The organism is Leptospira noguchii serovar Panama str. CZ214, from assembly GCF_000306255.2.
In the GTDB taxonomy this organism is placed as follows: Bacteria; Spirochaetota; Leptospiria; order Leptospirales; family Leptospiraceae; genus Leptospira; species Leptospira noguchii.
Map to the genome: position 1 here is coordinate 1 of NZ_AKWY02000021.1, position 23,101 is coordinate 23,101.

Consider the following 23,101-nt stretch of genomic DNA (forward strand, 5'->3'; position numbering starts at 1 on the left):
TTAATACGGGAGAATTACCTTGAGCCATGAATGCTTCTAAAGCCTTCAGTCTTTTGGAGAAGGTTTCCAAATCGTGACGAACCCATACACTCCGAACAGTCGCAGGACCAACTATGATCCCTTATTTTTTCAATTCATTGCATGCTCTCTGCTGACCATACGCAGGAAAGTCGATCGCCATCTTCTTGACCGCTTCTTCTTTTTCCAATTCGATACGATTTTTAGGATTCGTTTACGTCTATTCAGATCCTCGAGTTTCTCGTATAATTCTTGAAAACGATAGAAGCTATCTCGTGAATAGCCCATCACATTGCAGGCTTTGGATACGTTCCCCAAGGTCTCGACTAACTTCAAAAGGCCCATCTTGTTTTTGATTATCTTTTGTGCTGTTGTCATATCTTTTTCCCATCGAACTACTCGTAGGGAGTGAGATGTTGAGTTCTCTCGTTAGTTTCAAGGAGTGTAAGATCAACTTCTAACTATTACATGTAATCATTCCCAATAACAAAAACGAGATGTTTAAAATCTTTTCTAAAACATCTAATGAGGTAATTCTAAACTTTTAATACCAGCAAAAGCATTTTCGTAGAAAATGCTTTTTTACTCATTCTTGTATTCTTTGTTTTTTGTGCGGCGGTAAGTTTATTTTTCGGTTTGATAATATTCACTTTTTTTGATGTCTTTTCAATTCCTTTAAAACCGGAGTCAAGGACACATGCCACATCTTTAGGAATCGCAGAAGTTCTCCGCAACTTTAAGATCGTGCGTTTTACCAGATATCGTGTTCGATAAGAATAAGATTGTTTTATCTTTATTTGTCAAAATTAAGTTTTTAATCGTATGTCTTTTCTTTTTTCCAGAGTAGAATTCTTTCTGTAAATCCTTATCCGTTGGCCTTTCTGTTCCATCTATGATTACATACTTCAGTTTTTTTAACTTCTTTAACTTACTTTTGAGATCGGAAATTTCATTTGTGGGAAGAGTATTCATTGAACCAAGTGAAAGAAATAAAACTTCCGCCAAAAGCTTTACCAACTTACAAGCAGTAGTCCTATCCATTTTAAATACCGTTCCCAAGACGTCGTAAGTCTGATAAGTTTTGATATAAAAAAGAATAAAAAATAAATTCTCTTCTATATCCTGTAAGATTGATTTTCTACCTTTGGTAAAATTATGTTTTATTTCTTCTTTCAAAGATAAATACGCAAGGCCAAATGGAACACAAAGTGTTTTGAATTCTTGATGGGAGATACCAAGCAAGGCTTGCGACATTCTAGGATTCTTTAAAACTTTTTCTTTCGATATCATTACCCATAGAGCTGTATCTTCAGGTATCGGTACAAGAATTTTACCAATTTTTCAACAACTCTAATATAATAAAAATTGAATTATGAATTCGTTGATTATGGGTAAGTGATGGAAAACTTTTTGAAAGACGGGAATTGAATATAAGTTTTGAAACGTTTTTAGACAACCGTTTTGAACTGCTGAGTCGGTTATTTTTTTAATACATTCAAAGAACTTGGATGAAATCCAAAGTAAGTTGCAATTTCTTTTCTTTTAAGAAAAGAAAGTTTTCTCGAAAGATTTCAAAGTCATTTGGAATAACGGAAAAAATTGTTTTAGGATTTTCTAAACAAAATTCTAACGCGAAAATCATCTTTCTTTATTTTACCTTATTTTTTTGAATTGTTATTACTTTTTTTGTTCTATCGAATTTGAAAAAGACTTATTAATGATTCCTATAAAATCGAGTATCTAAACGTTTATTTCAAAGCGCCGTTTTTCGTAGTTCGATAAAATTCAATGCGAAAGGGATCGATGCGGGGAACTCAAGCCACGCTCTCTCAAACTCAGTATCTCACTTCTGGAAACTCAATGCATCGCTTCTGTAGGTCGCTCAACAGATCGCGTTAAACTCAGTAGAACGCTCACTATGGATCGCGTTCTATATTGAAACTAAAGATGTAATATTGTATTACGTTTCTTTTATGCAATTGATTGACACCTGGTCCGGCAACGCTCTGATTTTCTTTTTCTGAATTTACGGGATTAGGCTCTTTATTTTGTAGTTTCGAGTAAAATAAACAACATTTGGAAATGGACTTGAATTACTGATTATCTTTTAGCATAATCTTTGAGTGGTAGATTGTGGAGGAATCAGTGGGACTTTCAAAAATATTCAAAAGAGAATTGGAAGTTGCATTTTCGAAAGCGGGGCAACCACTTTGGTTTCGAATGTTAAAATATTCTTTGATGTTTTATCTTTTATATTTGTTAAAAGATTCAGAATATCTCTGGCCTATTTTGATAACTGCATTTTTTATTTCTTTAACGGTTCATTTGTGGTTCAGATATAAAACAAAATGTTGGACGCAAGACTATGGTCCTTGGAAATACAATAAAATTATAAAACACTAAACTATATTTTAAAAATTTGTAAAGAATGGGTTTGCTCATAACTATAAAATCTCAGATATTTTACACTGAAACAGGATTTCGTAATAAAAATGTTACTGTACTAAATTTGATATGGATCAGTTGTGAAATATATAAATCGATCTTTATATTCTATCGGTTTAATTTGAGGGCCTCTTTCCAATTTGACAATCGGAAAGACAGAATTCTCACGAAGTAACTCAATCTGGGATCGTTTGATCATATTTTTGTTTTAGCCTTATAATTGCTTTTGAATCTCTTTGACTTCTGGCGTGGGTAGGATAAAGATGAAACTAAAAACCAATATAAATTGTAAATTGATTGGTCCTTTATTTAGCCCATTGGGAATAGAGTTTATAGGGCTATACAAATATTTATTTAATTTAAGAATATTCTATTTTAATAATGTTCGTTGGACCAACCTACGTCATTTAGAAAATCATCATACGAGCCGTCGAAAATTCGAATTGAGTCGTTGTCAAATACGATCAATTTTGTGGCGACCGCGCGAAGATGTAATTCGTCATGAGTCACCATAATGATAGAACCTTCAAATTCAGCTATGGCTTCTATCAAAGAATCGCAAGACTGCATATCCAGGTGATTTGTGGGTTCGTCCAGATATAGTAGATGACAAGGAGTCACTAATATTTTGCCGAGAAGAACTCTGCTTTTTTCACCTCCAGAAAGTACTTTTATTTTTTTCAAAGCTTGGTCTTCAGAAAACATCAAACCACCGGCGATCGTTCTAGCCTTCCATTCGTTACAGGAAGAGTCGGAACTCATAATTTCTTCCACCACTGTAAAGTTTTCGTTTAGATTCAGTTTGTTGGTCTGACCGAAATATCCTTCTTTTAAAACTGGATGTTTTTTGATCGTCCCTTGAGAGGTTTCTAATTCACCCGCTAGAATTTTGAGAAGTGTGGATTTCCCTTTTCCATTTTTACCGATGATACAAATTCTTTCTCTGATGCCTACGCTGATAGAAAAATTTTCTATTAGAAACGGCTCCTTGCCGTTATAGGAAAAGGAAATATTTTCTGCAGACAACATTTGATTTGTGTTAAATGGAGCGCTGTTGAAATATAACTCTAAGTCTTCAATTTTTTCTAAGGCTTTCATTTCGCCTTGTTTTTCTAATTTTTTGACTCTGGATTGGGCTCGGCTGGCAAAACTCGCTTTTGCTTTAAATTTTGCGATGAATATCTCTTCTTGTTTACGTTTTTTGGCTTCGTTCAAACGTGTTTTTTCGTAAATTTCTTCAGATTGATTGATCTGATTATAAAGTTTATCTGTGTCACCTTGAACCTTAATCGCTTTGGTTCTATGAATCGCGATCGTATGAGTGACTACTGCGTCCATAAATCCTCTATCATGAGTTACTAATATGATTTCTCCTTCCCATTCTCTTAAAAACTCTTCGAGCCAACGGATTGTTACTATATCTAGATAATTGTTCGGTTCGTCTAACATTAGCATATCGGGCGAAGAGACTAGAAGTTTTGCAAGATTCATTCGAATCTGATAACCTCCCGAAAAATCGTTTGGATTTTTTTCCATGTCTTGTTCGGAAAATCCTAGACCGGAAAGAATTTTTTCAACCTTCCAGGTCTCGTATTCTTCTCCCTCGGGAAGTCCAAGAGAACATTCTTCTAATACAGTTGGTTTTGTAAAATGAAGGTGCTGTTGCAGATGTCCGATTTTATATCCCTTAGGTATGGAAATTGTTCCTGAATCTGCTTCTACGTTTCCAAGTATCATTTGAAAAAGAGTGGACTTTCCGTGTCCGTTGCGACCTACAAGTCCGACTTTTTCTCCTCGATTGATACTTAGATTTAAATCGTCAAAAAGAACTTTGGTTGTAAATGCCTTGTTTAGGCCGGAAACTTTTATCATTTGAAAACCAAAATTTCAGATACGATATAAGGGTCATTCTAAATGTGGTCTGTATTCTATTTGAAAAGTCGGATCTCTGTTACGATTTTGGTTTTACTTTAAAGGTCGTAACTACGTTCATATTTGGAAAATGCGGGAACTATTACAAGCTATCTCAAAAATATCTTAGAATTCAGCATTTTAAGCAAAGATAAAGTATTTTTGAGATAGCTTGTAGTCGAATTTGGGTCGTAACTACATCCAGACTTTTAAAATGATTCAACAATCTGAGTTCGACATAAGAAAATGAGAAATGGTGTGAGTTTCTAACAATTTAAGAATTGGTTCGTAAAATTGCGGTTTGCGGTAATTCCTACAAATTAAGTTACATTACAAATTTTTAAACAGTATGAGTTTCCACATTTCAGGAATTGATCGATAGAGTTGTTTAAAAATTTCATAGTGGCCGATTAACAAAACTATCTCAATTGATCGTTCGGTAAAACAAAGACAAATGGAGAGTTCATTTTTCAATAAGAACTTGTCCCCAAACCTCAAAGAATTTTACGCAATCATTCTTTAGAAATTTTTAATAAAGTGTAGTAGTGTTCCTACAAATTAAGTCTCATTTGTGAACTTTCGAGCAGTTCATATTTTATAGTAGTTCCCACATTTTAGGAATTGATCGATACAGTTCAGATCCCAACTTTTTTCAGAAAAATGAATTCTTTACGCCGAATTCACGTTAGACAACTTCCGAAGGGTCCCAGCAGGTTCTGAAGTTTTCGTCCAATGAATTGAAAATTTTCATGTCTTCTTGGGAAATTGCAAAATCAAAAACTTTGGAATTTTCGATAATTCTTTCCTTTTTTATGGATTTAGGAATGACTACAATTTTTTGTTCTATTGCCCATCGAATCAAAACCTGAGCCGGAGTTTTACCGTATTTTTGCGCAATTTTAGAAATTGTAGGATCTTCTATTTTTTGACCGTGTGCAAGCGGGCTATACGCTTCGAGTTGGATTTTATGTTTTTTACAATATTCTAATAAATGAATTTGATTCAAAAACGGATGAAATTCCACCTGATTGACTGCGGGAGTGATTTGAGAGTCTTTCAATAATTCTGTAAGATGAGCGATCGTATAGTTACTAACTCCGATTGCTTTACAGAGTTTATCATGATATACTTTTTCTAATTCTTTCCAAGAATCCATTCTTTTAGAAGTTACTGGAAAATGAATGAGATAAAGATCCACAAAATCGATTCCTAATTTATCAAGACTGTTTTCGAGCGCCTTTCTGGTTTTATCCGGCCCTTGATCTGCATTCCAAAGTTTTGTAGTGATAAAAATTTCTTTTCTTGGAATTCCGCTTTCTTGAATCGCTTGGCCCACATCTTCTTCATTGTCATAAATTCTGGCCGTATCGATATGACGGTAACCTGCTTCTAAAGCGTTTAAAACCGCTTCTTTGCATTCTTTGCCAGATTTGGTTTTCCAAACTCCAAGTCCTAAAATAGGCATAGAAATTCCGTTGTTGAGAGTTACCGTTTGTTTAAGCAAATTCATCTTTGGCTCCTGATACGATCTTTGATTGTAAAAAAAATAAAACACAACAACTTAAGAATGAAATTATAAATTTCTATGGATTTGTGGGAACTCTCACGTATTCAAGATTGAACAGTAGAATTCAACAATTGTGGGAACTCTCACGTTTTCAAGATTGAACAGTAGAATTCAGAAATTGTGGGAACTCTCACGATTTTAAGATTGAACAGTAAAATTCAACAATTGTGGGAACTCTCACGATTTTAAGATTGAACAGTAAAATTCAACAATTGTGGGAACTCTCACGATTTTAAGATTGAACAGTAAAATTCAACAATTGTGGGAACTCTCACGTTTTCAAGATTGAACATTAAAATTCAACAATTGTGGGAACTCTCACGTTTTTAAGATTGAACATTAAAATTCAATAATTGTGGGAACTCTCACGTTTTTACCTTAGTCGATCAATTACAAGAAGGGTAACGTCGTCATCAAACTTAGAACGGTTGCAAAATTCGATACAATCCGAAATGATTTGAGCCGCAGTTTCTTCGGAAGTTTTAGAAACAGATCTATAAATCGAACGAGAAATCAATTCTTCGTTATAACGTTTGGTTCTATCTTCGGAATAATGTTCCGAAATGCCGTCTGTATACAATACAAGCCTGTTACCGAGGCCGAAATCAATCCAATTCTCCTCGAAAAAAAGATCTGGAATCACTCCGATCAATTTACCTTTCGTTTCTAAAGGAATTAGATTGTCCGTGGAGTTTTGTAAAAGTAAAGGATGATTGTGACCTGCGTTGGAATAAAGAATCGTATTTTGATCGGTGTCAATCACACAGTAAAATGCGGTCACGAAATTTCCGACCATCTTATTATAAAGAGCGTGATTGAGTTCGGTAAAAAATTGAGAAGGACTGGAAAGAATTTCTTTATCGTAAGTGGAAATGATCGTGTTCATCATCGCGGCAATTACAGAAGCAGAAAGACCATGACCAGAAACATCCGCAATTAAAAACCCAGTTCGTTCCGGATCTAATCTAAATATATTATAAAAATCCCCACCTACGTTCGAATAGGGAATGTATTGTGTGCTAACTTCCAAATTTTTAATATAAGGAATTGCAGTCGGAATGAACTTAGACATGACTTCTCTGGCTCTTTGTAATTCACGATCCGAATTTATAACTCTATGAAATAGATCCGCGTTTTTAATCGTGAGCGCAAGTCTGTTGGCAATTGCATCCAACATTTCCAAATCGTTTTGATGAAACGCAAAACCAGAGTTTTTACTATTAACACTAATGACTCCTAAAAGTTCGTTTCTGTAAATTAAAGGAGAAGAGATAAGAGAATTTGCTTCGAACTTATATTTTGCGTTCTTATTGTAACGATTGTCTTCTTCCAAGTTATGGATGAGAAGACTTTTTTTCTCTTTGGCGACCCAACCAGCAACACCTTCCCCAAAAGAAACCGTAATGGTTTGGACTGCTTCTTCTGGAATTCCTTTTGCAGCTAAAATTCTCAGGGTCTGGTCTGTGTGATCCGCAAGATAGATGGTTCCGGTTTTTGCTTCTAAAAATTCTAATATTCTTTGTAATACCCAATTACCTAATTCGTAAATACTTTTTTCGGAAGCAATTCGTTTTTCAAATTCATAAAGAATAGAAAGTTCTAAAATTCTTTTTTTAAGATTCTCGTGTATCTTTGCGTTTTGTATTGCGATCGCGGCCACTTCGGAAAGAGAAGTAAGATAATTTAAATCAGAAGAATCAAAAGAACGGTTTTGCGTTTTGTTTAGAATTTCAAGTGTTCCGATAATTTTGTTTTCCACAAACAAAGGAACACATACTAAGGAACGCGTTCTATACCCGGATTTTTGATCCCAAGAAGGATTGAATCTAGAATCTGAATAAGCGTCTTCTAAGATGATTGTTTTTTTCTCTTTGGCGACCCAACCAGCAATTCCTTCGCCTAAATTTAGACGTCCATATTTTTGAATGATTTCTCCTTTTTCACCGAGAGCTACTTCGCAGTATAAAAATTCTCCAGTCTCGTCTAAAAGAAATAAAGAACTTGCCTCTGCTTCTAAAAGATCCTTGGAATAAAGCATAATCAAAGGTAAAAGTTGGTAAAGATCTAAATTTGCAGTTAAGATCGTACTTACGTTTAAAATACTTTTTAGTTTTTGAAATTCCAAAACGGTCTGAGGCATAGATATTTGCGTCAAGACTGGAGTGAGCAGAAAGATCGTCAAGGGTTTGGGAGATTTAAAAGAAAACGAAATTAAAAAGGTTTGTATCGAAAGAAATTAAATTCAATAAGAAACTTTGGGAAATTTTTTAGGTCTTATATAAAATCATGGAAAATCAAATCTCTCGTTTTCTTATTTTTCTTACGGTATTTACACTCATTATAGGATTGGGTTATACGTATACAGGCTTTCGTTTAATTCCAAATTTAAGTAATCAAGGATGGATTTCTTGGCTCGGCTGGACTCTGATTGTATTGTTCACCTTAAGTATCCCAGTGAGTTATTATATCAGTCTGACTTCTAAACGAGAAGGAATTCAAACAGCGTTTTCTTATCTTGCATTTACTGGGCTCGGTTTTTTTACGATCTTATTCAGTTTGGTATTATTAAAAGACATTACTACCGTGTCCTTTTATGGACTTACAAAATTTTTTCCGAACCAGAGTACAATAGAAAGTGAAACTGAAGAATTGATACAAAGGAAAGAATTTCTAAATAGAATCTTAAGTTTTTCGGTTCTTGGACTTGCGGGAGGATTGACCGGAATCGGATTTTATCAGGCGCATAAAAAGCTAAAAGTGATTTTGGTAGAAGTAGTAGCGAATAATCTACATACGTCCTTAGACGGATTTAGGATTGTTCAGATTTCTGACGTTCACATAGGGCCTACGATTAAAAAAAGTTTTTTAGAATCCGTAGTAAAAAGAATCAATGAACTAGAACCGGACTTGGTTGCGATTACCGGAGATTTGGTAGACGGGCCTGTAAGTAAACTAGGACATCATATCACACCTCTTGCAAACCTAAAATCTAAACACGGAACCTTCTTTGTAACCGGAAACCACGAATATTATTCGGGTGTACTTTCTTGGATCCGAGAATTGGAAAAACACGGAATCCGAGTATTATTAAACGAAAATAAAATTTTAGAACACGGTAAAGCTAGTCTGACTCTTGCAGGAGTTACTGATTTAAAGGCTGGAACGATTCTTGAGGAACACAAAACGGATCCGTATCGTGCTATGAAGGGCGGGGAAAAAACGGATTATAAAATATTACTCGCGCATCAACCTAATAGCGTCTTTGAAGGGGCGGAAGCCGGATTTGATCTACAGCTGTCTGGACATACTCACGGAGGACAATATTTTCCAGGTAATCTACTCATCTATTTGGCGCAGAAGTTTGTGGCCGGACTTCATAAACATAAGGATACTTGGATCTATGTGAGTCGTGGAACCGGATATTGGGGACCGCCGATACGACTTGGAGCGCCTTCCGAAATCAGTGTAATTCAATTGAAGAAAAATTCTTAAGTAAGTCTTTCTTAAACAAATATTAAAATACAAACCTTTTGAAACCGAAGCCGAATTCCGATATAAAAACAAGGAGGAGGCGATGGTACTTTTCGGAATCGATCGAAAAATAATCTTCGCGTTAGGAGTTGTTTTACTTTTGTTTTTTGTGTTTTTAGATTGTGGAAAAAAAAACAAAGGAACTACTAAAAAAGAAAACGTTAAAACTTCGAACTTACAGAAAAAAAATAAAGAACTAGAGTTGGAACCGGATTTAAAGGAAAGAAAATTTTTCCAAGAAGACGCATTAGGCCAACCTAAGAAATACGCAGAAGAAGTCGCAGACTCAGAACCGAATCGGGAAGAAACTAAATCCATTTCCACTTATCTTGGAGCTGCTCCCGGATGTAAAAATGGAAATTGTAAAAGTGGAAAAGGTATATATGTATACGATACAGGAGAAGTATATTCCGGAACTTTCAAAAATGATAAGCGACATGGATTTGGAAAGATTCAATACAAAGACGGGGATTTGTATTCCGGATATTTCCAAAACGATAAAAAAGTAGGGACTGGAACGTATCGATTTTCAAACGGAGCCGTTTTTAGTGGAAGGTTTTACGACGACGGAGATAGTGCAGAAGGACATTTGATTGTAGGAAAAAGAAAAAAAGAATGTTCTATTATTCGAAACAAACTCAACTGTCACGGATAAATTTTCATACAATTCTAAGTTTCAATTATTCAGTGTTAGGTGATAGTCTGAATTTATAATTACTTTAAAAGAACGTTTATAAAATCCTAAAATCAAATTTTCAAAAAAGAGCCTGTCCCAAAACCCAAAGAATTTTATGCGATCATTCTTTAGAAAATTTTAATAAACTGCAGTAGTTCCCACAGATTTTGTGAAACTAAAGCGTCTCGCTTCTATGTTCGCTCGACAGATTTTGGGACAAGCTCTTAATCCAATCGTTTACACTTCAATCGATCGTTTCCATGAGATAGAGATGGAAAATTTATTTTTCACAACCCTAATCCGGTGAATTTTGTATAATAAAATAAGGGCGAATCCGGCGTTGCCGGACCGGGCTCTCCGCTCTGGTTAAGTTATTGTGAAATTTCAGAACCAAATTCAGTTTTTATAAAATACCAATAACTTGACCTTACAACGCGCCTCATAGGAAGCGTTGTGCTAAGTTCATTCATCGATCCCTTTCGCATTTGTACCTAACACTCGTTGATTTACGCTTTGTCACTACATTTACAGTGCTCAATTTTCTAAGATCAGTAAATTTTTTTCATAATTGTGTTAGTTCCTACATTATTTGTTAAATGGAATATTCTAATGTTGTAAATGAACCTCTGTAAAACTGAATTTGTGGGAACTCTCACAAATCCGGGTTTTACAGACTTATTTGAATTTGTGGGAACTCTCACAAATCCGGATTTTACAGACTTATTTGAATTTGTGGGAACTCTCACAAATCCGGATTTTACAGACTTATTTGAATTTGTGGGAACTCTCACAAATCCGGGTTTTACAGATTTATTTTAAATTTGTGGGAACTCTCACAATCTGAATTTTACAGACTAACTTTAAATTTGTGGGAACTAACACAAATCCGGATTTTACAGACTAACTTTAAATTTGTGGGAACTAACACAAATCCGGGTTTTACAGACTTATCTTTAAAATCGGACTCACATTCAATAGTTTGTCGGACCAAGTTTTAAATAAAGTCTTGACAAATAAAAAATGAAAAAGCCGCCAGATTAAAAAACATAAAATTATAAAATCCTAATCATTGGAAAGATCCTGCCAAAGTCCGTTGTCTTTGATAAGTTGTACTAATCTTTCATCCGCGATTTCACTGGGAACGTTTTTTAGAACGATTTCTTTTCCTCGATAGAGATGAACTTTGCCCGGACCGGCGCCCACGTAACCGAAATCCGCGTCCGCCATTTCGCCGGGACCGTTCACAATACAGCCCATGACTGCAATTTTGACTCCTTTGAGATGACCGGTTCTGGATTTAATTCTGGCAGTAGTTTCCTGAAGATCAAAAAGGGTTCTACCACAAGAAGGACAGGAAATATATTCCGTTTTTGTTAAACGAAGTCTGGTACCTTGTAAAAGATCATAAGAAAGTTGAAATATTTCTTCGATGTCTTTAATTTGGGGAGTGGAGATTCGGATCAGATCTCCGATACCGTCTATCAGAAGACCGCCGATGCCGATCGCGGAATCGTATAAAGCTTCTTCCGGGTTGGAAAAAAAACCGTGAAGAAGAATTGGAAATTCAAAACGACTTAGAATGTTTCCTAATTTTCTATAGTCGTATAAAATTTCTTTAGAATTCAGAGAAAATAAAACGTTTTTGATTCCTGTTTCGGATAACGTATCCGGAAGTCCTATGAGAGAATCGATCTTATCGCCGCTCGTGTGAATTTCCGAAAAAAGCCCAGCGTTCTGTCTTTCTTTTAGAAAAGATAACATCTTTTCTCCGTCCTGAAATTGAAGAAACGGATCAAATACAATCTTAGGAAAACGAAGAAGTTCTTTTTGAAGTTTTTCGTTTAAAGAAACGTTTTTGGAAAAAAGAATTCCCACCGGAATAGACAAGGTCGTGGCTGCTTCAGAAATTTCTTTCAATTGATCGGGCAAAGGAGAATCTACTAAAATACTTTCGGGCTCGATCGAAAGAGGTTTACCATACTGATAGAGTTTTGCAACGTTCTCTAAAAATGAGTTGGAATTTTCAAAAGGTAAAACCGTCTCCACACGAACCGGATGGTTTTCTCCTGCTTCGAACTGAGCAATTTTGATTTCGCTGCTGTAAAATCGATTATAAGAAAAAGGATTTCTAAATTCGGAATAACCCTTTGCGGAATTTGGATTTGGGATTTTTTTATTAAATTTGTCTGCGAGAAGTTTTGCAACTGGCACTTCTAGGACTGGATCTTCTGTAAGAGAGACCCGGATCGTATCTCCTAGACCGTCTTCTAAAAGAGAACCGATTCCGATGGCGGACTTGATTCTTCCATCTTTACCGTCTCCCGCTTCGGTAACTCCTAAATGTAAAGGGTAGTCCATTTTCAACTCGTCAAATCTGGAAGCGAGCATTCTATAGGCTTGAACCATCACTTGAGGATTTGAAGCTTTCATACTTACAATAATATCATAATATCCTAAACTTTCTGCGATACGAATAAATTCGATTGCGGATTCAACCATACCCTGAGGAGTATCGCCGTATCGGTTCATGATCCGATCGGAAAGAGAACCGTGATTGGTTCCGATTCTCATAGAAACTCCTAATTCTTTACAACGTAAAACGAGAGGAGAAAATACTTCCGAAATTCTTTCCAATTCTTCTTTGTATTCAGAGTCCGTATAATCTCTGATTGCGAATTTTTTCTTATCTGCAAAATTGCCAGGGTTGATTCTCACTTTTTCCACATACTCGACTGCTTTCATAGCAACGCTAGGAGTAAAATGAATGTCCGCAACGAGAGGGACCTTACTGCCCGCTTTTTTTAGTTCTTGTCGAATGAAAGGAAGATTGTCTGCATCCGCCTGAGACGGAACGGTTAGTCTTACGATTTCACAGCCGGCCCGTTCCAGTTCCAGAATTTGTTTTACGGAACCTTTTGTATCGGTCGTATCTGTGTTAATCATAGATTGGATCGCAATCGGATTATTTCCTCCGACTGGGACGTCTCCTACTTTAACAACTTTTGTTTTTCTTCTTTGATAACCGAAAGGTGTGTGGTTGTATCTAAAATTCATTCTAGTTTAGAATGCCCCCTCTTACTTAAGACAATTTTATAGAGAATTATAACCTCGTCATTCTCCTTTTTACCAGAGTAAAACTGATTCCAAAACAAAGAAAAACCGATACTTTTACGAATTCTTTATAAAAAACGAGGTTGTTCCGTATACTTTTGAAAGAACCGTCAAACTTTGTAAATTTCTTTCACGTATTTTTAAGAGACGAATTGATTTTGAGTCTTCTCAATCCGATAGTACAAACACATCTTTCGGAAATAAATCAATCATGGAATTTCCTTTTTCGAAACCAGTAGAAACATACCGAATACGGGTTACGGTCGCCATTTATCGGGGCAATATTTTGTCCTATAAAAACGAAGTAATCATACCTTCCGAATATTTAAGAAGAACCGAAGCGAGAGCTCATATTCAAAAAGAAATTTCGGAAAGACTTGTACATTCTAATTTTTTTCGTTCTCCTAGACCCGATTACGATTTAGTTCGTTATACGGAAGAAGCTACGTGTAATACTTTTTTGCGTTATAGAATTCTTTCTCTAAAATCGGGAGAAGGATTGATCAGAGAAAGGATTTGATCGATTTAATTTTCGACGTTATCAACAGAAAACTTTTGAAAACATCTATAAAATTCAAAGATAAAGATTTTCAAATTCAATTAAAATGAATAAGTCACCTAACAAGGATAAAACGAATTTATGAGAGTTTATGAAATCCAAAACCAATTTGGTTTGGAAAATTTAAAAATTTCAGAACGTCCCGATCCGGTTCCGACACATGGAGAAATACTCGTTCGTTTTAGAGCCGCTTCTTTAAATTATAGAGATTATTTAATGGCGATAGGTAGATACAATCCTAAACAAAAACTACCTTTGATACCTCTTTCTGACGGAGCGGGAGAGGTGGTTCAAGTTGGTCCGGGAGTTACTCGTTGGAAAACAGGGGATAAGGTATGTGCAAATTTCGCTCAGACTTGGTTTGACGGCGCTCCGGAAAAAGATATGTTAAAAAATACTCTAGGAGGTCCGTTAGACGGAACACTCTGCGAATATAGAATTTTTAGGGAAGAAGGCCTGGTTCCAATGCCTGAAAATCTTTCTTTTGCAGAAGCCTCTACACTTCCTTGTGCTGCTTTGACTGCCTACACCGCGATTGTAACTCACGGAAATATACAACCGGGAGCTACGGTAGTTGTTCAAGGAACTGGAGGTGTTTCTATATTTGCATTACAATTTGCTAAAATGATGGGATGTAGAGTCATTGCTACATCTTCAAGCGAAGAGAAATTAGCAAAAGTAAAAGAATTAGGTGCGGACGAAGTCATCAACTACAACGAAAAAACAAATTGGGACAGAGAGATTCGTAAAATCACAGAAATGAAAGGTGCCGATCTTGTCATAGAAGTGGGAGGTGCGGGAACTTTACAAAAATCAATTTCTAGTACAAAACCTTGGGGAACGATTGCATTGATAGGGGTTTTAGCGGGAGGAGAAAGTAATAATTTGTCTCTGTTCCCGATTTTGATGCAAGGGATTCGCATTCAGGGAATCATTGTAGGGAGTAAAAGAAATTTTGAAGATATGAACCGCGCGATCGATGCAAATGGAATAAAACCGGTAGTGGATCACGTCTATTCTTTTGAAGAGGCTCCTAAAGCTTTTGAAAGTTTGAAAGCAGGAAAACATTTTGGAAAGGTTTGTATTGAAATTTAAAATTAATTGCAAGATTTTGTTTTGAGTCTATCTCAAAAACTTTAGAATCAATTATTTTTGAAACTTCAATAAAACGTGCGAGCCAGAGTCTGTAGAAACTATAATTTATTGTTTTCTAATATTCTTTTATTATTATAGTCTATACAGATACAAACTGTTTTTGAGCTCTACTCAATAATTATGGATTAACTCGCGGCTTTTGAAAATTTTTTATAGAGAGATTTGTTTCCGCCGGGAGGTTTTCCAATATCTACCCCCGCTTTTAGAAGTTCTAACCTGAGTTCTTTACGAAAAGAGTGATAGTCTACTTCCACAGCGTGCCTTTGCCCTCCTTCAAACGTAAAGTGAGGATGATCAATTTCGTGTTGAATTGCTGCCTTAAGATCTTTTGGACGTTTGTATTTTCCTAAAATTTCCAAACAAGCTAGTTTGGCTTGATAATCTGCCATCGGCCAGATACAACCCACCGGTTGAAACAAACCGATAAAATACAAATTTTGATAATCGTTATGTATCATCTTACGAAAGAGAGGAATTTTTTCAACGTGTTGAAAATCGATCAAAGATTTATCAAAAAAAGGAAACGTAGTCCAAAAACCGGTGCAAGCGCAGATGATGTCGAAACGTTCTCTGGTTCCGTCTATAAATTCTACTTCTTTGCCGTGTAATTTTTTAATCGCAGGGCGAGGGTTGATTCTACCGTGACGGATAAAATCCAGAAGATCCGAATTTAAAGTTGGATGATGACTGAGAGCCAAGTTTTTATTTTCTGGAAGGCCGTAGTTTCTATAAGAACCTTGTAATATATAAATTAACTTACTAAGAGCAAATTGTTTTATGATGGATGGAATCCAACTTGGAGTTTTTGCCGCAAACACGTCGGAAGGCATACCAAAAAGAAATTTCGGAAAAAACCATTGAGGACTTCTCATCGATAACTTTACGCTATTGGCGACTCTTGCGGATTCGACTGCAACGTCACAAGCCGAGTTCCCGGCTCCGATAACTAAAATATCTTTTCCTTTCCATTCGTTTGTAACACCTTTGAAATCGTGAGAATGTAAAAATTTGCCGGTAAACTTACCTTCATATTCTGGATATTTAGGATCCCAGTGATGTCCGTTTGCAACCATGAGTATATCAAAAAGTTCTACTTTCTTTTTTTTAGAAGCATTCGTATATTCTACTTTCCATTCCTCGTTAGACGTTCTGGTAATTTTTTGAATGGTATGATGAAATCGAATTTTCTTATAGACTCCGAAATGTTTTGCATAAGATTCAAAGTAAGTTTGAAGTTGTTTGTGGTTTGGATATTCGGGATAGTCTTCGGGCATTGGAAAGTCTTCATATTCGGACCAAACTTTAGAACTGATAATATGAGTATTTTCGTAGACGCTCGAATGACCGGTTTTGGCGTTGAAAACCCAGTTTCCGCCGACTTTATCATTTTTTTCGAAAACTACTACGTCCAAACCGTATTCGACACAATTCTTTCCGGCGGCAATTCCGCTTGGTCCAGCACCTATCACACAAACTCTGACGTTCGATTTCATTTGACCTTTCCTTTACGTTTTACTTAAGAATTCTATAATAGAGTACTACAAATTTTTATCGTAAAAGCACCGTTTAGGTGCAAAATATTAAGTACTTTATTATAGAGTTATCAGTAGAATCATTCGTGAAATTAATTAGAATATCAACGAATACTATATTTTCGAAAGATCCTATTTATGTAGAATTTAGATGCAAGAAATTTTAAGTAAAAAATAAGAATTAGTTCACTTTTCAATCTTGCTACTTGGGCGCATGAAAATGGTCTAAAAGTTAACGGTAATTTTTTAAAGATCTAGAAGTCCTTTCGAAATTGCGCCAAACCTAGAGTTTCTCACATTCTAAGTTTTGAAACAAATGCGGCATAGTATCTTTTTATATGTCCGAGTAGCAATTTGCCTATTCTTGGATCGAGAAAAATTAGATTTTCTTTTTATACTTATATAAGAACGTTTTTATAAACTTTTAAAATACGTACGGGTTATTGGTTCATTTAAAAACTTTATATTGAAAATTTGAGAACAATTATTACTTGAATTATATGAGGGGAGTTTCTATGAAATTTAAAAAGAATCATCCTTCAATCAAATTTTTACACAAAATCACTGTTTTGCGGGATATGTTTTTTTCCCTTGGAATTTAAACTCAATGTTACGGTCGTAACATAATAATCTCCTTCGTATTGGTACTCACGTTAGTATATTTAAAAACCGTCAGGAGTAAACGCTGCCCTATACGCTTCCGGTGGACAAGATAAAAAAGAGCAGGATTTGGCCCCTGAATCTTCAAACCAAATTCCTTTCGAAGTCAAGTTCTCGCAGGAAATCCGGATCGAATTTGATTTTTGACGACCCGAAGAATAACCTTGACAACTCAAAACAGGAATGTTCGAAAAGCAGGAACAGTTTCCTTGAAAGGCCTGAGTATCTGTGCAATAGACACAATCCGAACGGGTTTCGTTAAAAGTGTTTGCAAGCAAACGAATCATCAGATCCTGGTTTACTTTTTTCTCTTCATTTTGACAAAAAAGAATCGAAACGATTAAGAATATTAAAATGTACTTTTTCATAAATAATCTCCTACTGAATTGCAGTGAATGGAAAAGAAATTTTTAAAACTGCGTTCAAACCAGGGTTAAGAGCGTAGTCCTTGTATCTGCTGAGATGATCTACATAAGAAACATTGAATACGTTTTGAACACTAAAGTCTAAAGTGGGTTTGGAGGAGCCGTCTCCGAAATGAGGAAGTTCAAAACCGAGACCTACGTCCATAAGATTATAACTTTTTGTGGGAGTTTCTTTAGGATCGATTCTATACTGAGAGTCGTAAAATCTACCGTTGATTGAGAAGTAGAAATTTTTTAGGCCTAAAATAGAATTTTCTGTCCATCTAAGACCGGCTCGGGCTCGGTTGGGAGTAGTTCTAGGAAGGGGATGAGTATCATTTTGATTTATAGAATAAACAATATCGATTCCTCCTGAAAAAATGAGTTTACGAAAAAGTTCTGCTTGAAAAGAAAATTCTCCTCCTTTTAAAACCGCGTTCCCTTGTTTATACTTGTATTTAGGTAAACCTGAATCCAAGTCTATTTCAGCTATACTTGCTGCATATATGAAATTTTGAATATGATTTTGAAAAACGCTAATCTCGGTTTGAATTTTAGAAGAAGCAAATCTTAGAGAGAAATCCAGATTATTTGAATATTCAGGTTTCAGATAATTATTCCCAATTTCAAACTTACCGAATCCTTCGTGGACTCCGTGCGAGAAAAGTTCAAAGGGGGTAGGGGCCCTAAAACCGCGTCCGTAATTAAAAACGGCTGAAAGGGATTTATCGATTCTCCAAACAAAACCGGTGGAACCGGTCGTCATATAGTAATTTTTAGTTTGCTCGGATACACTGAGAGTTTGGTTATTTCGAATGTCGACGGATCGTTTATCACCTCTAATTCCAGCACTGAAAGTTAAAGAGCCCAGTTTGAGTTCTTCTAAAAAATAACCTGCAACATTTATAATACTATAGGAAGGAATCAACGGTTCAGTACCAGTTGTTCTATTTTTTTGTTCCAGACCAGACACTCCGAAGGTCCCTTTCAAAAAATTGAATATAGGTTTGTGATGAAATTTGGCGTCCGCTGTGGCGGTATCTAAGAAAAGGTTTAACCCCTGATACTTTTCTCTGGAAGTAACTTGATAGAACTGAAAAGATTTATCTAAAATGTCCGTGTTTTCATCTAAAAGAACATTTTGGATTGGTAGAAGTTTATTTTTAGATTCAATTTCTCTTCGATTGTTTCTCTGATAGGAAAAATCAAGTTCCAGGTTTCCAACGGAGAAAATAAAAAAAGAATGTAGATGAGATTTTTCATGAAGAAGTTTTTGAGAAACCGTTGCCCCAGGATTTTCGTTCGGATTATCCAAGAGGTCTTGGGTTTGTTCTCTTCGAAAAGAATCCAGATAAAAATTACCCCAATCCCCGTTCAAACCAATAGACGCACTCTGATTTTTTTCCATCATTCCTGTATTACGAAGAGTTCCGTTCGGAGTAGTAATTCTACCCGCTTTTCTGGAATTAGAACTGGCACGATAACCGAAACCGTTTAGGTTTCCGTAAACTGCAAAGTTACCCGCGTCCTGTTTGTTGTTGGAATAACTGTTAGAATTAAAAATACCGGCCATTTTAGGAGTTCCTTCGCCAGAAAGAGGCGCTTTGTCTCGGATAACATTTACTACCCCCCCAAGGGCGTCTGAGCCGTATAGTAGACTACCAGGACCTCTAATTATTTCAATTTTTTGAATATTAAAAGAATCTAATTCTACTGTATGGTCGTCGCCAAATTGTTGTTCTTCCTGACGAATACCGTCGGTCATAACTAAAACCCTTTGTCCGGTAAGACCTCGTATAATTGGTTTAGAAGTTCCCGCTCCCGTCGTAAGATTGGAAACTCCTGGAGTATTGTTGACCGCAGACATCGCAGTTTCCCCTCTTTGACGATCCAGTTGTCTACCCGACAAAACTGTGGTTGGTTGTGGAGCGGTTAAAAAGTCCGAATTTGTGGATTTAGCTGTGACGTTGATCGCAGATTGGTCCAAGGAACTTTCTAAAAGAATAAATTGAATCTTTTCATCTTTTTCGCCGACTGTAATTGAAATAGTTTCGGATTGATGATCCCTTGAAATTGCGACTAACGTATATTTTCCAGGAGGAACGTGATTTAAAACGAATTCTCCTTTGTCATTCGTAATCGCGATTTTTCTGGATTCTTGGACTATAATTCGTACATTGGAAATAGGATTTCCGTATTTGTCTTTTACGATACCTGTAAGTGTTACGTCTAATGCAAAAATAGAAACTGGAAAAAGAAGTATCGAAAATAAAAATATTCTAAAATAATAATATAAATGATTTTTCAAAAAAAACTCCCGGACAAAAGTCCATTCAGATCAAAAAATGAAAAAAATTAATTTAAGAAATTGGGAGTGAAAAAGGAGGTGCGCGTCCGAATTGATTTTGATGGAAATCGAAAGGTAGGATGAAAATTTCAAATGAGATTCTAATTTTTTTGAGAGAAACTGAAAGTAGGTTTCCGTTTAAAAAATCTGGATTCCAAAAAGAATTTGATTCCCTTTGGAACTGACAGATCGGACAAGAGACGATTTGTTTTGTATCCTTATTTGTAGAAAAGTAGACTCCGGAAAATTTTTGAATTTCTTGCTCTATATGGATATGAAGGCCCGAACTCACAAAAACTGTGAGTAAGATGGAGAGAAATCCGGATTTGAGACCTTGTAGGAGCATCGTATGTATATGACTGCTAATGATAAATCAGTATTAATAAGATCAAGCAGAAAATGAAATCGTGGATTGGAAATGTAGAGAGTATTTTAGAATTTTGTTTGTAAAAAAACAATTGGGTCTTAGTTCCGACATTCCCCGGTTTCAGAATCAAATCCAGACGGTTTATAAAACCTAATTTCTCCGCGAAAAATAAAATGTGGGAACTCATAGGAATTTAGATTCTACAGCCAATTTTCAAAAGATGGTTCAAGAACGTAAAAAGTTATATTTGAAAAAATTAATTAACTAACTTGAGTTTGACATAAGATAACTATGATTCTGAAAAAAGTTTAAATCTGAACTTTGCAGATTGATTTTTAAATGTGGGAACTACCACAATTTATAAAATAGAAGTTTATAACAATTGAACCTGCCGTATTCAAACGTGGGAACTACTGCAAATCTACGATTCGTGATAGTTCCCACAGATTAAGTCGCATTACAAATTTTTAAACATTAGAGTTGTTGAAAAATTCCATAGTTCAATTTAATAAAACTTTTTTAATCGACCGTTTCCATGAAATAGAAACAGGTAGAAAATTAATTTTTCAAAAACTCTATTTATTTTTTATGTAAAAATCAGGTTTTTATAAAACGAATCTTACATAGAGCTCAAGTTAACTAACGTGAATTCGGTCTAAGGAGAGATTAAAAGTTGTAAATTGTCTTTAGATCTCAAATTCAAAGACGGTTTTTTTGGAAAGAATGAAAATGCAACTAAACCACTTAAAAGATTAACGGCCCAATTGCAAAAACTCCGATGTCTAGTATGTTGAATTTGGCAGATATTTTTAAGTTCATCGTTAACCGATTCAATGATAGCTCTTTTTCTTAGAAGAATTTTATCAACCAAGGGCATTAATTTATTTTTCATATTCTTTTTAAGTTTTGTAATGAGTTGAATTCCCTTTTCATAAAGACTTTCAAATAGAGATTGACTGATGTATCCTCTATCTCCGAAAAGTTTATCGTAAATCTGTTTAACAAGTGGGAAAATCACTTTCGAGTTTCTGTCGTCGACGTTTCCAGGAGTGACCATAAATGATAATATTTCACCTTGATCATTTACGATTAAATGTAATTTAAAGCCGTAAAACCAGCCTGTGCTTGATTTCCCTCGTTGTGCAATGTTTTTAAATACTTTATGAGAATGAATTCTTCTGTTGTCGCATACTTTGAGAATTGTAGAATCAATGAACGATATTCCGGAACATTTTCCCATACAAGTGTTGGATAGAAAGGAAGCTATAACAGCTAACACGTTAGGCATCAGTTCAACGAAACGATTGTAACTTACCGCTTTTGGGAATTCGGATTTCAGATTCTTTTTTATTTCTATCAAATAAAAATTTTTAAATTCTCTATAATGAGAAAGATGAAAATAAACTACGATTGTTGCTACCTCACTCAGGCTGAGCTGAAATTTACGATTTCTTTTTCCTGCCACGGGACTCAATATTTTCCCGTTCCAATTTATTTTTTGTTGTGTACAATAATCGTCTATTGCACAAAATATTGATGTCAGATCCATATTGAACTCCTTTTTGCTGAAAGTTTGGTTCAATATGGATCTGGCGCTTTTGAGTACAAGATCTTTCTCTTTTTTCCCACCTTACGCCGAACTCACGTTAACTAACGTAAATTTACGCGAAAGGGATATCGATGCGAGGAAACTAAAGCAGAACGCTCTCAAACTCAGTATCTCAACTCCCTGAACTCAATGCATCGCTTTGCAGGTCGTTCGACAGATCGCGTTGAACTCAGCAGAACGCTCTCTATGGATCGCGTTCTATATTGAAATTAAAGAATATTAGTATATAATATTTACTGCATGCAATTTATTGATCAGAGCTGAGAGCCCGGTCCGGCTGCCTGTGGCAAGCCGGATTTGCACTGATTTTATTACGCCCCTGCTCACGTTAACCAAGAACGCGTAAAATTCTATCTAAAGTTTTTTGTTTTTCTTCAAACGGAAAGAAATGAGTAGTTTTCGGCCAGATTTCTAAGGAAGATCGATCATTACCGGAAATGATTTTTTTTGCTGTATTTGGAGAACAAACTTCGTGTGGATCGGGAATCGTGATATGCGTTTCTGTTTTAATTTTCCTAAATTGAAATAAACTACGATAACTTACCGAGTCAAAAATTTTTGCTTCCACTTCTGGAAGACAATAGAGGAGTGCTTCCTCATTGGCGCCTAATCGAAAACAACTTTGAATATAATCATCGTAAATCCCGTCGTCCCAACGCGAGAAAGAAGGAGTTCTTTTGTAAATTTTACGGACGGTATCAAGATTTTTAAATTCTCTTCTACGTTTGATCGCTACTTGAGCCAGAGGGTTATGAAAAATACGGGAATACGTAATTTGTAAAAAATTTAATGCAACCGGATCGTGAGCGATTACCTTCTTAAATTTATTAGGAGAGTGATACGACGCTAAAAGAAGACTTGCGCCTCCTAAAGAATGTCCGATTCCAATGACGTTATTAAGATTTTCGGTTTCAATCAGAGAAAGAACCTGATCTCTAAAAAAATACCAGTTCTTAAAATTCAAAGTAGAATCTGACTTTCCGTGACCTGCAAAATCCAGTGCAATTACTCTGTGTGAATTTTGTAAAGACTCGATATAAAATTTATAAGTCAACGCGCTGTATCCATTTGCGTGACAGATGAGGATTGTAGGTTTGGATTTAGAATTGGTATCTATATAGGAAAGATTAAGTCCTCGAAAGTGAAACGTTTTTCTTAACATAATAAAAGATTTGACCTTGATCTTTCCAAATCCTTCGGTGGACTGGT

The 23,101-nt window shown here is 35.6% G+C and carries 17 protein-coding genes and 3 pseudogenes; 7 read left to right on the forward strand and 13 right to left on the reverse strand.

The annotated features are described in order from the left end of the window. The 3 genes and pseudogenes from LEP1GSC059_RS10475 to LEP1GSC059_RS21825 all read right to left on the reverse strand — a co-directional run. A pseudogene (locus tag LEP1GSC059_RS10475) lies at window positions 1-396 on the reverse strand (helix-turn-helix domain-containing protein); the annotation flags it as partial. Window positions 397-726: 330 nt separating this feature from the next. Beyond that, window positions 727-1,308, reverse strand: a complete 582-nt coding sequence (locus LEP1GSC059_RS24870; protein ID WP_017215651.1) for a transposase family protein — start codon at window positions 1,306-1,308, stop codon at window positions 727-729. A 63-nt stretch (window positions 1,309-1,371) separates the two neighbouring features. Further along, a pseudogene (locus LEP1GSC059_RS21825) lies at window positions 1,372-1,660 on the reverse strand (hypothetical protein); the annotation flags it as partial. Between the two features lie 533 nt (window positions 1,661-2,193). Here LEP1GSC059_RS21825 and LEP1GSC059_RS10490 point away from each other — a divergent pair. Next, window positions 2,194-2,421, forward strand: coding sequence for a hypothetical protein (locus tag LEP1GSC059_RS10490; RefSeq protein WP_051196105.1), 228 nt, complete (start codon window positions 2,194-2,196; stop codon window positions 2,419-2,421). A gap of 417 nt (window positions 2,422-2,838) precedes the next feature. On the opposite strand, the gene LEP1GSC059_RS10495 is transcribed toward LEP1GSC059_RS10490, so the two are convergent. From LEP1GSC059_RS10495 to LEP1GSC059_RS10505, 3 genes are all read right to left on the reverse strand, one after another. Beyond that, on the reverse strand, window positions 2,839-4,335 hold the full coding sequence (locus tag LEP1GSC059_RS10495; protein ID WP_017215655.1) for an ABC-F family ATP-binding cassette domain-containing protein: 1,497 nt from the start codon (window positions 4,333-4,335) through the stop codon (window positions 2,839-2,841). A gap of 724 nt (window positions 4,336-5,059) precedes the next feature. Then, window positions 5,060-5,884 carry an aldo/keto reductase gene (locus LEP1GSC059_RS10500; protein WP_017215656.1) on the reverse strand — a complete coding sequence of 275 codons (825 nt, stop codon included), beginning with the start codon at window positions 5,882-5,884 and terminating at the stop codon, window positions 5,060-5,062. Between the two features lie 430 nt (window positions 5,885-6,314). Then, window positions 6,315-8,081: a GAF domain-containing SpoIIE family protein phosphatase gene (locus LEP1GSC059_RS10505; RefSeq protein ID WP_017215657.1), complete on the reverse strand. Its 1,767-nt coding sequence runs from the start codon at window positions 8,079-8,081 to the stop codon at window positions 6,315-6,317. Between the two features lie 146 nt (window positions 8,082-8,227). Here LEP1GSC059_RS10505 and LEP1GSC059_RS10510 point away from each other — a divergent pair, with 146 nt between their 5' ends. From LEP1GSC059_RS10510 to LEP1GSC059_RS10520, 3 genes are all read left to right on the forward strand, one after another. After that, the gene (locus LEP1GSC059_RS10510) at window positions 8,228-9,433 is read left to right on the forward strand and encodes a metallophosphoesterase (RefSeq protein WP_017215658.1); all 1,206 of its coding nucleotides are present in this window, start codon (window positions 8,228-8,230) and stop codon (window positions 9,431-9,433) included. An 82-nt stretch (window positions 9,434-9,515) separates the two neighbouring features. Next, complete coding sequence (locus tag LEP1GSC059_RS10515) at window positions 9,516-10,127, forward strand: MORN repeat-containing protein (RefSeq protein WP_020980852.1); 612 nt, start codon at window positions 9,516-9,518, stop codon at window positions 10,125-10,127. A 639-nt stretch (window positions 10,128-10,766) separates the two neighbouring features. Then, window positions 10,767-10,967 carry a hypothetical protein gene (locus LEP1GSC059_RS10520; RefSeq protein ID WP_017215660.1) on the forward strand — a complete coding sequence of 67 codons (201 nt, stop codon included), beginning with the start codon at window positions 10,767-10,769 and terminating at the stop codon, window positions 10,965-10,967. A 243-nt stretch (window positions 10,968-11,210) separates the two neighbouring features. Here LEP1GSC059_RS10520 and ispG read toward each other — a convergent pair whose 3' ends face one another. Next, the gene (gene ispG / locus LEP1GSC059_RS10525) at window positions 11,211-13,202 is read right to left on the reverse strand and encodes a (E)-4-hydroxy-3-methylbut-2-enyl-diphosphate synthase (RefSeq protein ID WP_017215661.1); all 1,992 of its coding nucleotides are present in this window, start codon (window positions 13,200-13,202) and stop codon (window positions 11,211-11,213) included. A 127-nt stretch (window positions 13,203-13,329) separates the two neighbouring features. On the opposite strand from ispG, the pseudogene LEP1GSC059_RS21830 reads away from it, so the two are divergent. The 3 genes and pseudogenes from LEP1GSC059_RS21830 to LEP1GSC059_RS10535 all read left to right on the forward strand — a co-directional run bounded on the left by LEP1GSC059_RS21830 (window position 13,330) and on the right by LEP1GSC059_RS10535 (window position 14,913). Beyond that, window positions 13,330-13,556: pseudogene (locus LEP1GSC059_RS21830) on the forward strand (hypothetical protein). Then, complete coding sequence (locus LEP1GSC059_RS10530) at window positions 13,546-13,779, forward strand: hypothetical protein (RefSeq protein ID WP_002177832.1); 234 nt, start codon at window positions 13,546-13,548, stop codon at window positions 13,777-13,779. Before LEP1GSC059_RS21830 ends, LEP1GSC059_RS10530 begins: the two are co-directional and overlap by 11 nt. 120 nt (window positions 13,780-13,899) lie before the next feature. After that, complete coding sequence (locus LEP1GSC059_RS10535) at window positions 13,900-14,913, forward strand: zinc-dependent alcohol dehydrogenase family protein (RefSeq protein ID WP_017215664.1); 1,014 nt, start codon at window positions 13,900-13,902, stop codon at window positions 14,911-14,913. Between the two features lie 185 nt (window positions 14,914-15,098). On the opposite strand, the gene LEP1GSC059_RS10540 is transcribed toward LEP1GSC059_RS10535, so the two are convergent. The 6 genes from LEP1GSC059_RS10540 to LEP1GSC059_RS10565 all read right to left on the reverse strand — a co-directional run bounded on the left by LEP1GSC059_RS10540 (window position 15,099) and on the right by LEP1GSC059_RS10565 (window position 23,054). Continuing rightward, window positions 15,099-16,466 carry a flavin-containing monooxygenase gene (locus LEP1GSC059_RS10540; RefSeq protein ID WP_020980775.1) on the reverse strand — a complete coding sequence of 456 codons (1,368 nt, stop codon included), beginning with the start codon at window positions 16,464-16,466 and terminating at the stop codon, window positions 15,099-15,101. 701 nt (window positions 16,467-17,167) lie between these two features. Further along, complete coding sequence (locus LEP1GSC059_RS10545) at window positions 17,168-17,533, reverse strand: hypothetical protein (RefSeq protein WP_002177938.1); 366 nt, start codon at window positions 17,531-17,533, stop codon at window positions 17,168-17,170. 10 nt (window positions 17,534-17,543) lie between these two features. Next, the gene (locus LEP1GSC059_RS10550) at window positions 17,544-19,877 is read right to left on the reverse strand and encodes a TonB-dependent receptor (protein ID WP_017215665.1); all 2,334 of its coding nucleotides are present in this window, start codon (window positions 19,875-19,877) and stop codon (window positions 17,544-17,546) included. Between the two features lie 52 nt (window positions 19,878-19,929). After that, on the reverse strand, window positions 19,930-20,262 hold the full coding sequence (locus LEP1GSC059_RS10555) for an LIC10965 family protein (RefSeq protein ID WP_002177852.1): 333 nt from the start codon (window positions 20,260-20,262) through the stop codon (window positions 19,930-19,932). Window positions 20,263-20,938: 676 nt separating this feature from the next. Then, complete coding sequence (locus LEP1GSC059_RS10560) at window positions 20,939-21,832, reverse strand: IS982 family transposase (RefSeq protein ID WP_017213873.1); 894 nt, start codon at window positions 21,830-21,832, stop codon at window positions 20,939-20,941. Window positions 21,833-22,220: 388 nt separating this feature from the next. Beyond that, the gene (locus LEP1GSC059_RS10565) at window positions 22,221-23,054 is read right to left on the reverse strand and encodes an alpha/beta fold hydrolase (protein ID WP_020980764.1); all 834 of its coding nucleotides are present in this window, start codon (window positions 23,052-23,054) and stop codon (window positions 22,221-22,223) included. Window positions 23,055-23,101 lie beyond the last annotated feature (47 nt).